This is a genomic window from Pseudarthrobacter sp. MDT1-56 (assembly GCF_059383555.1).
In genome coordinates, this window is record NZ_JBWZCK010000014.1 from 55,799 (window position 1) to 68,579 (window position 12,781).

General features: G+C 66.1%; 13 protein-coding genes. 8 read left to right on the forward strand and 5 right to left on the reverse strand.

Annotated elements, in window-relative coordinates; all coding sequences use genetic code 11:
* Positions 1-2: 2 nt before the first annotated feature.
* The 7 genes from AC50YC_RS17735 (at position 3) to AC50YC_RS17765 (ending at position 7,793) form a co-directional block, all read left to right on the forward strand.
* On the forward strand, positions 3-518 hold the full coding sequence (locus AC50YC_RS17735; protein WP_494954611.1) for a hypothetical protein: 516 nt from the start codon (positions 3-5) through the stop codon (positions 516-518).
* Positions 515-2,668 carry a TRAP transporter permease gene (locus tag AC50YC_RS17740; RefSeq protein ID WP_494954612.1) on the forward strand — a complete coding sequence of 718 codons (2,154 nt, stop codon included), beginning with the start codon at positions 515-517 and terminating at the stop codon, positions 2,666-2,668. Before AC50YC_RS17735 ends, AC50YC_RS17740 begins: the two co-directional genes overlap by 4 nt.
* Positions 2,669-2,786: 118 nt before the next feature.
* Entirely contained in the window at positions 2,787-3,692 is a 906-nt protein-coding gene (locus AC50YC_RS17745) for a dihydrodipicolinate synthase family protein (RefSeq protein WP_494954613.1), read from the forward strand.
* A 32-nt stretch (positions 3,693-3,724) separates the two neighbouring features.
* On the forward strand, positions 3,725-4,465 hold the full coding sequence (locus tag AC50YC_RS17750; protein ID WP_494954614.1) for an SDR family oxidoreductase: 741 nt from the start codon (positions 3,725-3,727) through the stop codon (positions 4,463-4,465).
* A gap of 16 nt (positions 4,466-4,481) precedes the next feature.
* Complete coding sequence (locus AC50YC_RS17755) at positions 4,482-5,378, forward strand: fumarylacetoacetate hydrolase family protein (RefSeq protein ID WP_494954615.1); 897 nt, start codon at positions 4,482-4,484, stop codon at positions 5,376-5,378.
* Between the two features lie 35 nt (positions 5,379-5,413).
* Positions 5,414-6,628, forward strand: coding sequence for a CaiB/BaiF CoA transferase family protein (locus AC50YC_RS17760; RefSeq protein ID WP_494954616.1), 1,215 nt, complete (start codon positions 5,414-5,416; stop codon positions 6,626-6,628).
* A gap of 4 nt (positions 6,629-6,632) precedes the next feature.
* Positions 6,633-7,793 carry an acyl-CoA dehydrogenase family protein gene (locus AC50YC_RS17765; RefSeq protein ID WP_494954617.1) on the forward strand — a complete coding sequence of 387 codons (1,161 nt, stop codon included), beginning with the start codon at positions 6,633-6,635 and terminating at the stop codon, positions 7,791-7,793.
* Positions 7,794-7,888: 95 nt separating this feature from the next.
* On the opposite strand, the gene lhgO is transcribed toward AC50YC_RS17765, so the two are convergent.
* Together lhgO and AC50YC_RS17775 are read right to left on the reverse strand one after the other, a co-directional pair.
* On the reverse strand, positions 7,889-9,127 hold the full coding sequence (lhgO, locus tag AC50YC_RS17770; protein ID WP_494954618.1) for an L-2-hydroxyglutarate oxidase: 1,239 nt from the start codon (positions 9,125-9,127) through the stop codon (positions 7,889-7,891).
* Positions 9,124-9,780, reverse strand: a complete 657-nt coding sequence (locus AC50YC_RS17775; protein WP_494954619.1) for a flavin reductase family protein — start codon at positions 9,778-9,780, stop codon at positions 9,124-9,126. The genes lhgO and AC50YC_RS17775 overlap by 4 nt, the downstream gene beginning before the upstream one ends.
* Positions 9,781-9,916: 136 nt before the next feature.
* Between AC50YC_RS17775 and AC50YC_RS17780 the strand changes: the two genes are divergently transcribed.
* Positions 9,917-10,405 (forward strand): GNAT family N-acetyltransferase, encoded by a 489-nt coding sequence (locus AC50YC_RS17780; RefSeq protein ID WP_494954620.1) that lies wholly within the window; start codon positions 9,917-9,919, stop codon positions 10,403-10,405.
* Between the two features lie 20 nt (positions 10,406-10,425).
* On the opposite strand, the gene AC50YC_RS17785 is transcribed toward AC50YC_RS17780, so the two are convergent.
* From AC50YC_RS17785 to AC50YC_RS17795, 3 genes are read right to left on the reverse strand one after another with little or no spacing between them, the layout of a single operon-like run.
* On the reverse strand, positions 10,426-11,319 hold the full coding sequence (locus tag AC50YC_RS17785; protein WP_494954621.1) for an alpha/beta fold hydrolase: 894 nt from the start codon (positions 11,317-11,319) through the stop codon (positions 10,426-10,428).
* Between the two features lie 47 nt (positions 11,320-11,366).
* The gene (locus tag AC50YC_RS17790; protein WP_494954622.1) at positions 11,367-11,693 is read right to left on the reverse strand and encodes a hypothetical protein; all 327 of its coding nucleotides are present in this window, start codon (positions 11,691-11,693) and stop codon (positions 11,367-11,369) included.
* Between the two features lie 5 nt (positions 11,694-11,698).
* Positions 11,699-12,760, reverse strand: coding sequence for an NAD(P)/FAD-dependent oxidoreductase (locus AC50YC_RS17795; RefSeq protein ID WP_494954623.1), 1,062 nt, complete (start codon positions 12,758-12,760; stop codon positions 11,699-11,701).
* Positions 12,761-12,781 lie beyond the last annotated feature (21 nt).

The following is a 12,781-nucleotide window of genomic DNA, read 5'->3' on the forward strand; positions in this document are numbered from 1 at the left end:
CCATGCCTAAGCCAGCCGCCGCGGTCGTCGGCCTCGTTTGCCTCGGCATGCTGGGAGCGGGTGGGATTGCCGTGGCCGGTGCGCCGGCTGAATCCCACCGTTCCCGCGCCCTGGTGATCAGCAACGACGGCGGCGTGCTGGCCAGCATTCCCCTTTCCGGGGACACCTTCGCGGTGAGCTACCGCAATTCCATCTACGGCACCGTCGCTGAAGAGCGGTACACCGTGCAGGAGGACGGGAGTTATCGCCTGGCGCAGCTGGCCGCCGACCAGCTGGCGGTGCTGGAAGAGTACTACGCCGTTCCCGGACCGCCGTCGGCGGCCGGGGACACCGACCGGAGGAAATGGGTGACCGACCCCGATCCGGGGCACCCTGCGGAGTTTAGCCGGCTGTCGCTGGCAGCAACGGATCTGGGCCGCCGCACCGTGTACATCCCGGGTGCCCCGCCGCTTGAACTATGGAAGTTAGTCGAAGACAGCGACCCGTTCGTTGTGTTATCCCTCAAGGAGACCCCATGACCGAGACACCCAACGGCAACGGAGCCGTTGACGCACGCACCTCGCCTGAACCACCGGGGAGTCCCGTGCGGCAGGGGAGCACCGCGCGGCAGGGGAGCACCGTGCGGGCGGACGCGGACAAGGACGCCGACGTCAACCCTATGGACCTGGCCAGGGACGGGGTGATTGATGAAGAGGCGCTGATCGCGGAGTTTGAGGCGGAGAAACCCGCACGCCACTTGAGCGGGATACCCGCCGCCGTGGTGAAAACCATCTGTGTGGCAATGTCCCTGTTTGCGCTCTACTGGGTGTTCAAACCGATGCCCACCCAGTTCTACCTGCCCGCGTTCTTGATGTTCGGGCTGCCCCTGACCTTCCTGGTCTACCGCGGGTGGGGCCGCTCGGCTGCGGCCAAGGAGGCCGGAAGTTCCGACAACCCGCCCGTACTGGACTGGATGCTCGCTGCAATTGCCGTGGTTCCGTTCGCGTATATCATCTCGGACTGGGACAGCTTTTTCCGCCGCGCAATCACGCCGACCTACCTCGACCTGGCCATGGGCGTGATCGCGATCCTGGTCACGCTGGAGGCAGCCCGTCGGACGGTGGGCATCCTCGTCCCGCTCGTCGTGATCGGTTTCTTCGCCTATGCGGCGCTCGGTTCCTTCGTCCCTGCACCGTTCAACACGGCTTCCTTTAACTGGATCCGGCTTATCGGCCACAACGTCATGGGGACGCAAGGGCTGTTCGGGGTTCCCACCGAGGTCGCGGCGTCGTACATCATTCTTTTCACCATCTACGGCGCCGTTCTGGGCGCCTCGGGCGCCACCAAATTCTTTATCGACCTCTCGTTCTCGGCTTTCGGGCAGTCGAAGTCGGGCCCCGGCCGGACCGTGACCCTGGCCGGCTTCCTGCTCGGCACCGTGTCGGGTTCCGGCGTCGCCACCACCGTGACGCTCGGTGGCATCTCCTGGCCACTGCTGCGCAAGGCCGGCTACCCGAAGGAACACGGCGGCGCCATCCTGGCGGCTGCCGGTATCGGCGCCATCATGTCCCCGCCCACCCTCGGCGCCGCAGCCTTCATCATCGCCGCGCTGCTCGGCGTCTCGTACCTCCAGGTGCTCATCTGGGCCACCATTCCCACCGTCCTCTACTACTTCGGCATCATCCTCGCCATCGAAATGGACGCCCGGCGGTTCAAGACCAAGGCGGTGGAGCTGGACGTCAAGCCGGTCGGCAAACTGCTGCTGCGGTTCGGCTACCACTTCAGTTCCCTCATCGCGATCGTGGTGTTCATGTCCCTGGGCATGACACCGTTCCGGGCCGTGGTCTACGCCACCGGTCTCGCATTCATCCTCAGTTTCCTAGACCGCCAGTCCTGGCTGACGCCCAAGCGCATCTGGGACGCGCTCGCCCTCGGCGCCATGGGCGCCCTCTCCGTGATCCCCGTCATGGCGGCCGCCGGCCTGATCGTCGGCATCATGACCCTCACCGGCCTGGGCCTGAAGCTCGCGAACATCATCGTGGACTTTGCCGGCGGCAGCCTTCTCCTGACCGCCATCTTCTCCGCGATCTCCGTCACCCTCCTGGGACTTGCCGTGCCGGTAACGGCAAGCTTCATCATTTCGTGGGTGATCATCGGACCCGCCCTCCAGGATGTCGGCGTGCCGGCCTTCGCCGCCGCAATGTTCATCTTCTACTACTCGGTGCTCAGCGAGGTGTCCCCGCCGACGGCACTGTCGCCGTTCGCGGCGTCGGCCATTACCGGCGGAAAACCGATCAAGACGATGTGGCTGACCTGGCGGTACACGCTGTCGGCGTTCCTGGTCCCGTTCATCTTTGTGCTGTCCGACGACGGCGTCGGGCTGCTCCTGCAGGGCGGTCCGGGGACGGTCGCACTGGCGTTCGCCGTCTCGCTCCTGGCGGTGGCCTCCCTTGCCGTGGCAACCGGGGCCTGGCTTCTCGGCCCGGCCCGCTGGCCCGAGCGGGTCCTGCTGGGCGTCGGGTCACTGCCCATGCTGGTCATGGAGCCCCTTTACATCGGCATCGGTGCGGCCATCATTGCCGTGGGCGTCCTGGTCCATATCCTCGGGCTGCGCCGGCATCGCGGGGACGAACCGGGCGGAGCCGCCGCCGTGTCCACGTCCCGTGAGAACGGGGCGGCGCGGACGTGACCTCCACGGGCGCTGCGTCCCGCGCCCCGCAACGCCCGCCGCCAGCCGCGACATCGTCGCCGGCCACCGCCAAACACGCAGTTTCCATGGCCCTTCGCCGAAAGGACAACGCATCACTATGACAACACCAATCCCGCACCTCGCCCCCGGGCTCTGGGGAGTTCTGGCCACACCGTTCAGCGGAACGAATTTTGCCGTAGACACCGATTCCCTGCGCCGCGAAGTGCAGCTTTACACCGCAATACCGGCCACAGGAATGGTGGTGCTTGGCGTCTTCGGCGAGGGGGCATCCCTGGATTCCGAGGAGCAGGCCCTGGTTGTGCGCACCGTCGCGGAGGAGGGGAAGGCCGCGCCTCTTGTGGTGGGTCTGTCAGCCCGGTCAACGGCAGTGTCGCTGGAGCAAGCCCGCGTCGCAGTTAACGCGGCGGGCAGCAACCTCGCAGCCCTTATGGTCCAGGCCAACAGCTCCGATCCGGAGGTGCTCGCGGCCCACCTGACCGCCGTGCACCGGGCAACGGGCGCGGGAATCGTGCTGCAGGATTACCCCGTGGCGTCCGGCGTGAACATCAATGCGGCACAGATCCTTGAGGTCCTGGCGCAGTGCCCGTTCATCGTGGCCGTCAAGTCGGAAGCACCGCCCACCGCCTCGGCGATTGCCAGGCTGACGGGCGCCACGTCCGTGCCCGTGTACGGCGGACTGGGGGGAGTGGGACTGCTGGATGAGCTGGCCGCCGGCGCGGCCGGTGCCATGACCGGTTTCTCGCATCCCGAGGGCCTCCAGGCCGCGCTGACAGCATGGGACGACGGCGGCTTCCGCGCCGCCCGCGAGGCCTTCGCCCCGTGGCTGCCGTTGGTGAACTTCGAGGCCCAGCCCGGCGTCGGACTGGCCCTGCGCAAGGAAGTACTGCGCCGCCGCGGCATCATCGCTGAGTCCATCGTGAGGCCGCCCGCCCCGAAACTGCCCCAAGCGCTGGCGGATCTGATCGATGCCCATCTCGATGCCGCCCGGGTGGTGCTGGCCTGATGGAGACCGGTTTAAAGGGAAAAAATGTTCTGGTGCCGGGTGCGAGCTCGGGGATTGGCCTCGCCATCGCACGGGCGTTGGCTGAGGAAGGCGCCAACGTGGTGTTGGCTGCGCGTCGCGGGGACCTGGCCCGGGCGGAGGCTGCACGTCTGGGTTCAGCCATCGGCATCGGCATTGACCTCACGGACGCCGGCGCCCCGGCTGCGCTGGTGGAAGCCGCGGTGGGCGCCTTTGGCCCCATCGATGTGCTCATCCTCAACGGCGGCGGACCGCCTCCAGGTAGCGCCGCGGACGTCTCCGACGAACAGGCCCTTGACGCCTTGCACCAGCTGCTGCTGCAACACATCCGACTCACCGCCCTGGTGCTTCCCGGGATGCGGGAGCGCGGCTGGGGGCGCGTCGTGGCAGTGGGCTCCAGCGGGGTGCAGCAGCCGCTGCCCAACCTGGCGTTGTCCAACATCGGGCGGGCCGGGCTCGCCGGTTACCTCAAGACCCTGGCGGCGGAGGTGGCAAAGGACGGCGTGACCGTCAACATGGTGCTCCCGGGCCGCATCGACACTGACCGCGTTGGCTCCCTGGACGCAGCGGCGGCCAAACGCACCGGCCGCTCGCCGGAGGAGACGAGGGCGGCCTCGGAAGCGTCGATCCCTGCCGGCCGGTACGGCAAGCCCGAGGAATTCGCCGCCGTCGTGGCCTTCCTGGCAAGCGGACCTGCATCCTACGTGACCGGGGAACAGATCCGTTGCGACGGCGGACTCGTCCGTTCCTACTAACCGAAAGAACAATTCCATGACATCCCGCATCCTTCATCTCTGCGCGATCCGCGACGGATCCACCACCGACGCCGCCAACCCCGGGCAGGCCCGCGAAGAGGCGGCCGTCGTCCACCCGCAACGCGGTGCCGCGCTGGTCCGCGACCTGCTCCCGGGCTTCACCGGCGACATCCTCGACGTTCTCACCGGAGACCTGCTCGGGGAGCTCGAAACGGCCGCAGCCAGCGCCGACGACGCCGTCTTCCGCGATCCGGAGCACGTCACCTACGGCGCACCCTACCGTCACCCCCGCATGCTCTGGGGAATCGGCCTGAACTATGTGGAACACGCCTCCGACCTCACCGAGGCGGTGCCCGACGAGCCGGCCTCGTTTATCAAAGGCGACCACACGGTCATCGGCCCGGAAGAGAACATCCCGATCCCGGAACAGAGCCAGCGCACCACCACCGAAGCGGAGATCGCCGTCGTGATCGGCCGGTACTGCCGCAATGTCGAGCCGGAGGATGCGCTGTCCTATCTGGCCGGAGTGGTCCCGGTACTGGACCAGACGGCGGAGGACATCCTGCAGCGCAATCCGCGGTTCCTCACCCGCTCCAAGAACTTCCCGGGATTCTTCTCCTTCGGCCCCCGGATCGTGCCCCTCGCCGAGGTGGAGGCTGCCGCCGGCTCCCTGGCCGAAGTCAAGGTATCCACCGTGGTCAATGGCGAGGTGCGCCGCAGCAATACGGTGTCGCAAATGCGCTACGACCCGGCGTACCTGATCAGTTTCCACAGCAAGGTCATGCCGCTCTTTCCCGGTGACATCATCTCCACGGGAACGCCCGGAGCAGTCCATATCGAACCCGGGGACGTCGCCGAATGCCGCGTGACGGGACTCGGGACCCTCAGCAATCCCGTGACCGCCTCCAGCTGAGACTGCAGACCCCCAACCGAAGGAGCTGACGCTCGTTGAACAGCACACAATCTTTCCCTAACGGCCCTCCCGCCGCCGCACCCCTGGACGGAATCAAGGTGGCGGATTTCTCCCGGGTCCTCGCCGGACCCTTTGCCACCATGATGCTCGCTGACTTCGGCGCCGATGTGATCAAGGTCGAGAGCCCGGCCGGGGACGACACCCGAGCCTGGGTGCCGCCCGTGGACGAACACGGCGCGGGCACGTACTTCTCCAGCGTCAATCGGAACAAGCGCTCGGTCGTGTGCGACCTGCGCACCGAGGAAGGACTCGCGCAGGCGCGGGACATAGCGCTGACCGCCGACGTCGTTATTGAGAATTTCCGGCCCGACGTCATGCAGCGGTTCGGCCTGGACTACGAAACCCTCCGGGCGGAGCGCCCGGACCTGATCTACTGCTCCATCACCGGATTTGGAAGCAAAGGTGGCGCGCACCTGCCCGGATACGATCTCCTGGTCCAGGCTGTAGGGGGACTCATGAGCGTCACCGGATCCCCGGATTCCGAACCAAGCAAGGTGGGGGTGGCGCTGGTGGACGTGGTGACCGGCCAAAACGCGGTGGTAGGCATCCTCGCCGCGCTGCGAAGCCGCGACCAGACCGGCAGGGGCCAGCGGGTCGACGTCAACCTGCTGTCCTCGCTGCTTGCCGGACTCGTCAACCAGGCGTCCAGCACTCTGGCCACCGGTGAATCCCCGCAGCGCATGGGCAACGCCCACCCCAGCATTGCGCCATACGAGACGCTGCAGACCGCGGACGCACCCCTCGCCCTGGCGGTCGGAACGGACAAACAGTTTGCCTCCCTGACACGGGTGCTGGGCGTTCCCGAACTATCCGATGACAGCAGGTTCCGCGGGAACTCGAACAGGGTGGCCCACCGGGATGAGCTGAAGACCCTGCTTGAGGAGCAGCTTCGGAAAAAGCCGGCGGTTGAATGGTCGGGACTTCTGAGCGAGGCGGGCGTACCGGCCGGCAAGGTCAACTCCATCGTGGAAGCCATCCAGCTGGCCGCGGACCTGGGGCTGGAACCCGTGGTGGAGATCGCGGACGGGTCCAGCCCCCGGACCTCCCGACAGGTGGCCAACCCCATCCGGCTCTCGGAAACACCAGCCTCGTACCGGCGGCTGCCGCCGCTGCTCGGCGAACACAGCGGCGCGACTTTCGCGGAGCAGAACAAACCGGCCGCCCTCCAACCCACACCCACCGGAAAGTAGAACCATGACTGATAGTTCAGACCTCATCGGCATCGACACACTGCTCACGCCGGAGGAACTCGCCGTGCGGGAGAAAGTCCGCGGATTCGTGGACTCCGACATCAAACCGAATATCGCCGGCTGGTACGAGCACGCGGAGTTCCCGCTGGAGATCGTCCCGCGCATGGCGGAACTGGGCCTGCTCGGCATGCACATCAAGGGCTACGGCTGCCCCGGCCGGAGCTCGGTGGAGTATGGTCTGGCCGCCCTGGAGCTGGAGGCCGGTGACTCGGGTCTGCGGACGTTTGTCAGCGTCCAGGGTTCGCTGGCCATGAGCGCCATCGCCAAGCACGGATCCGAAGAGCAAAAGCATGAGTGGCTTCCGCGCATGGCCGCCGGCACCGCCATCGGCTGCTTCGGCCTCACCGAGCCCTCCGCCGGATCCGACCCCGGAAACATGCTGACCTTCGCGAAGCGCGACGGCGACGACTGGATCCTCAACGGCAGCAAGCGCTGGATCGGGCTGGCCTCGGTGGCGCAGGTGGCGATCATCTGGGCGATGACCGACGACGGCGTCCGCGGCTTCGTCGTCCCCACCGACACCCCCGGCTTCAAGGCCACCCCCATCGAGCAGAAACTCTCCATGCGCGCCTCCATTCAGTGCGATATTGAGCTGACGGAGATCCGGTTGCCGGCGAGTGCCATGCTGCCCAACGCCAAGGGACTCCGCGGCCCGTTCGAGTGCCTCAACGAGGCCCGGTACGGCATCATCTGGGGCGCCATGGGAGCGGCACGCGACAGCTACCTCACGGCGCGGGACTACTCGCAGCAGCGGATGCAGTTCGGCAAGCCGCTCGCCGGCTACCAGCTGACCCAGGAGAAGCTCGTCAACATGGCACTGGAGATCAACAAAGGCACGCTCCTGGCCTTGCAGTTGGGCCGGCTGAAGGACGCCGGAGTACTCCAGCCGCACCAAATCTCCGTAGGCAAGCTGAACAACTGCCGCGAAGCGATCCAGATCTGCCGCGACGCCCGCGCCATGCTCGGCGGCAACGGCATCACCCTGGACTATTCCCCGCTGCGCCACGCCAACAACCTTGAGAGCGTGCGCACCTACGAGGGAACGGACGAGGTGCACACGCTGATCCTGGGCAACCACATCACCGGGATTCCGGCTTTCCGCTAGGAGACCTCCCGGATGCCGCGGCCGAGCGGTCGCGGCATCCGGCGGGGCTGACGCATGGCGGCCCTGGCCGTGTTGGTCGGGGGACCCGTCCTTTGTCAGTGAGGGAGTTGCCCCTTGGCCCGCCCGGGGACGTCGCGCCCTTCGAGCGCCTGGTTGACGATGTATTCGGCGATGGCCAGGGAGGACGTGGCGCCGGGGGAGGGGGCGTTGCGTACAAGGACCAGATCCCGGCGTCGGGCAATCACAAAGTCATCCACAAGCGACCCGTCGCCGTTCATCGCCTGGGCGCGGACACCCCGCGTGCCGGGAACGATCGACGCACCCTCGAGCGAGGGGACGAAGCGCATGGCCTCGCCGATGAACTTGCGCTTGCTGATGACCGTCTGGAACTCGCGCACTGCTGACGGCAGGTTTTTGCCGGCGAATTTCCAGAATCCGGGGAACAGCGCGTAGTTCAGCACATCGCGCACATTGACGTCCTTCCAGGAGTAGGACTCCCGTCCGAACGAGATGAAGGCGTTGGGGCCCAGCATCATTTCGCCGTCGATGCGCTTAGTGAGGTGCACACCAAGAAAAGGATGCCGCGGATCAGGAACCGGATAGATCAGGCCCTTGACCTGGTCGCGTGCCTCCGGGCCGAGGAGAAAGTACTGCCCGAAGAACGGCACGATGCGGGGGGTGGAGGGTTCCCCCGTCGACGCGGCCAGCCGGTCGGATTGAAGTCCGGTACAGGCCACCACAAGGTCGTAGTGTTCCCCGCCGTCCCTGGTATGCACCACGACGCCCTGCCCCTGCTGCTCCAGGGAGCTGACTTCCTGTCCCAGCCGGATCTGCCCGCCTGCCTGGCGGACGTCGTCGGCCAGGGCGTTGGTGACAGCGGCGTAGTCCACGATGGCCGTTTCAGGCGAGTGCAGTGCCGAGACCCCGACAGCATTCGGCTCCACGTCCTTGATCTCGTCGCTGCTCAGCATCGCGGCCCCGGGCACATGGTTGGCTTGTGCCCGGACAAAGATGTCCTCAAGCCGCCGGCTCTCTTCGGCCGTCTGGGCGATGACCAGCTTTCCGCACTGGTCGTAGGGGAGCTTCTTGGCGGCGCAGTATTCCTTCAGCAGATCGACTCCCCGGCGGCACAAGGTGGCCTTCAGGCCGCCGGGTTCGTAGTAGAGGCCCGCATGCACCACTCCGGAGTTGTGGCCCGTCTGGTGATAGGCGAGTTTCTCCTCCTTCTCGTAGACCGTTACCGACGCACCGTCCAGTTGGTTGATCAGCTCCCGTGCGACGGCGACACCGATGATGCCACCGCCAACGACGGCGCAGCGCAATGGCTTGCTCATGCTGCTTGTCCTTCCTCACTCTTCAGGGCGTCTGGTTCAGTGCTGGGGACTCGCATTTCGAAGGTCTCCCGCACCACTGTGTAGTCGAAGTAGCCCAAGCGGGCGATGGGTTCGATTTTCTTGATGTCCAGCCGTCCGTCAACGGTGATGACCGCATCGTCGATATGGATGGTTTCAACGGTTGCGAAAACCACGTCGACCGTCCCGGCGGGGGTGGCCCCCGGGATGCGGTGGGTGGAATGGTACTTGCACTCGAACTTCACGGGGCTCTCTTGCACCATGGGAATCGGGTAATTATCGGCATAGCTGCGCGTGAGCCCCAGATGATCGAATTCGCTTTCCTCCGGGCCCAGCGCCATCGCGCTTATATTTACGGCTTCCCGAAGCGGATAGGTCGCCATGTTCCAGACGAACCAGCCGGTGGTCTCGGCGTTGATCACGGTGTCCTTCCGGCGCCCGTCGGGGTGCTGATTGGCTGAAAACATCACCATGGGCGGGTCGGACGTCAGATTCTGCCATTGGCTGTACGGGGCGATGTTTTCCACGCCGGTGGTGCTGACACTGGAGAGCCAGCCAATGGGGCGGGGAATAGTGCAGCTCTTGAAGGGAGAGTAGGGCAATGGGCTCGGTTCGGTGGCCGGGTTGTACTTCATGACTTCTCTCCATGTGGTGGGGATCACTACAACCCCCTCAGTGTACGAAACGGGGCGGCTGGAGCCCGGGACTTTCCCTACGGAGGTTGGCCTGGTTGAGGAAGTGGGACTCGCCGCCGGCTGGAATACTGGGGAAATGACTCTCGCTGAACTTGAACTCCCGGGCGGTCCGTTCACTCTTCGGAAAGCCGAAGGAACGGACGTGGGTTCGATCGTGAGGCTTATGGCTGCTGACTCTCTCAGGTCCTCCGTCGACTCGGCAGCGTTCGAAAACCGGGCTCCCTACGATCGAGCTTTTCAGGCAATTGACGCCGATCCTGCCCAGCTGCTGGTCGCTGTCGTCACGATGGCTGATGAGGTTGTTGCGACCATGCAGCTGACGTTCATTCCCGGGCTCGCCCGAGGTGGGGCTACAAGACTGCAGATTGAAGCGGTGCGTGTTCGGTCGGACCTGCGGAGCAACGGCCTCGGAGGCGCCATGATCACTTGGGCGATCACCGAAGGTCGCCGCCGCGGTGCGAAACTGGTCCAGCTCACGTCCGACGGGTCCAGGGTCGCAGCGCACCGGTTCTATGAGCGCCTTGGCTTCGAAGCGTCGCACGTGGGCTTCAAGCTCTTGCTCTGAGGGGCCAACGTCGAAGCACCTTAGTCGAACAGGCTGACCACGGCTTGTGCGAACGCGTTTGGATTCTCCTGCGGAACGTTGTGTCCAACGCCCGGAAGGAGGCTTTGGCTGTAGGGGCCGGTGAAGCAGTCTCTGCTTGCCACCGCCGCGGGGCCGCCGACGCCGTCGTCCCCGCTTTCGAGCACCACCGTGGGGACGGTGATGCGCGGCTCCTGGGCGATCAGGTCCTCGAACCGCTGGTACCGGGGGTCGCCGTCGGCCAGCCCATAACGGTGGCGGTAGGAGTGGATGACAACGTCGACAAAATCGGGGTTGTGCAGGCTCGGCGCGCTGGCGGGAAACGCCTGCTGTGCGCCGCCCCAGGCGGGCGACCAGGTCCGCCACAGCAGCTCGCACAGTTCGTTCCGGTTTCGTTCCAGCCCGCGGCGCCCCCGCTCCGAGTGGAAATAGTACTGATACCAGTAGCTTCGCTCCCATTCCGGGTTGGCAGGCTCGCCGGAACGCGCGAGGTTGTGCATGTTGTAGCCGCCAACGGTGACGAGGCCGGCGACGCGTCCGGGTTCCAGTGCCGCCACGATGCACGCCGCCCGGCCGCCCCAGTCGTAGCCCGCCACGACTGCCTGGTCGATGTTGAGGGCATCCATGAAGTCGAGGAGATCCTGCGCGAGGGCGGCTTGTTGTCCTGAGCGGACCGTCGTGTCATCGAGGAACCGCGTCGGGCCGAAGCCGCGAAGGTACGGCGCGAGCACGAAGGCGCCCTGGCTGGCGAGGATCGGAGCGACGTCGTCGAAGGCTCGGACGTCGTATGGGAAGCCGTGCAGGAGGATGACCGGGGTCCCGCCCGGATCACCCGCGGATTCGTAGCCGATATCCAGGACGGGTGTCTGTACGCGGTCGAAGGATGAAAAGCTCATGCTGCCATTCTGACCCCGCGCCGAGTGTTTGCGGCGAACGTGCTGGCTCAGGGCCCCCCGGTTCTGGTCGGGGGTGGCCACCCACACGGTTCGTGTGGCGCGGGGTTCCAGCTCGATGTCGTCGGAGACCCGTTCCAGCAGGTCAGTGCGGCGTCGGGGTACCGCTCGCGCAGCAACCGGCTGCCTGCGCCGGTGCCGGCGCCGAGGTCAACGACGCGGCGCGCAGCAGTCACCCCGGTCAACTCCAGGGCGGCTGCGAGATGGTCGCCGAACACCTCGGCATCGAGGTCGAGGACGCGGGGCTGGTCATGGCTGCCAGATCGCTGGTGGGTCTGGTGGTCGTTGTCCCGGGTCCGGTGGGGCTGGTGATCCATGCCAATCACCCTTCTACCGTGGCCGAAGGGGCCATCTCGGCGGCTATCTGCCCATTATCAAAGCCATGACGCCGGTGACCCAGCACGCTCCGAGAGACGGCTGCTTCCGAGGCGGCCGAGAAGGGGCCGAAGCGCCCCTCTACGGCCCACCGGGTTTCCTCTTCGATGAGGTCGGCATTGATCCCTGCACCGGTCATGACACCCTCGGCCGCCGCGGTGATCACCTGAGCCATTAAGTTGGAGACATTGCCTGCCGCATACAGGCCGCGGACCGCCGTCGCACCCATGGCATCGGTCTCGATAAACCGTCCGGCCCCCGACGGGTGCGCCTGGGAACTCAGCCCGAGTGATTCCAGAAGCGCGGATCTGGCCTCCATCCGTGTTCCGACAGCCAGGGCCTGAACGTCGAATGAGGAGCCCTGGCGGAGTGTGAGCCCCGTGAGGACACCATCGACAGCGTCAACAGAAGCCACGGCGCCGTCAACGACCCTGACGGACCGGGCCGCGAGCTTTTCCCACTCCTCGTCGGTGGGTTCCACGGTGTCGTTGAGGAAGAGGGTGATATCCGGGGACCACTGCCTGAACAGCAGTGCCTGATGGACGGACAGCGGTCCTGTGCCCAGCACTCCAAGCCGTTGCCCGCGGATTTCCCAGCCATGGCAGTAGGGGCAGTGCACAACGCCCTTTCCCCATTGCTCCCGTAGCCCGTCGATGGGAGGGAGCCCGTCGGTCAAGCCGGTGGTGACGAGGAGGCGTCGGCCGGAGAACCGGCGGGCATCTCCGAGGCTCACCTCGAATCCATCGGGGGTTTGCCGTGCTGAAGCGGCTTCGCCGTCAATGACCGTTCCCCCGTAGGAGAGCACTTCGCTGCGTCCGATGGACAGGAGCTCCCAAGGGTTCATGCCGTCCCTCGAAAGATACCCGTGTACACCCGCCGCGGGTCCGTTGCGTGGAGTTCCGGAATCGATGACCAGCACCGAGCGCAGCGCCCGGCCCAGCGTCGTGGCCGCGCTGAGGCCCGCCGCGCCGCCGCCAACAATTAATACGTCAAACCGTGTGGGGTCCATGCTGATTTGTCCTTCGTCGCG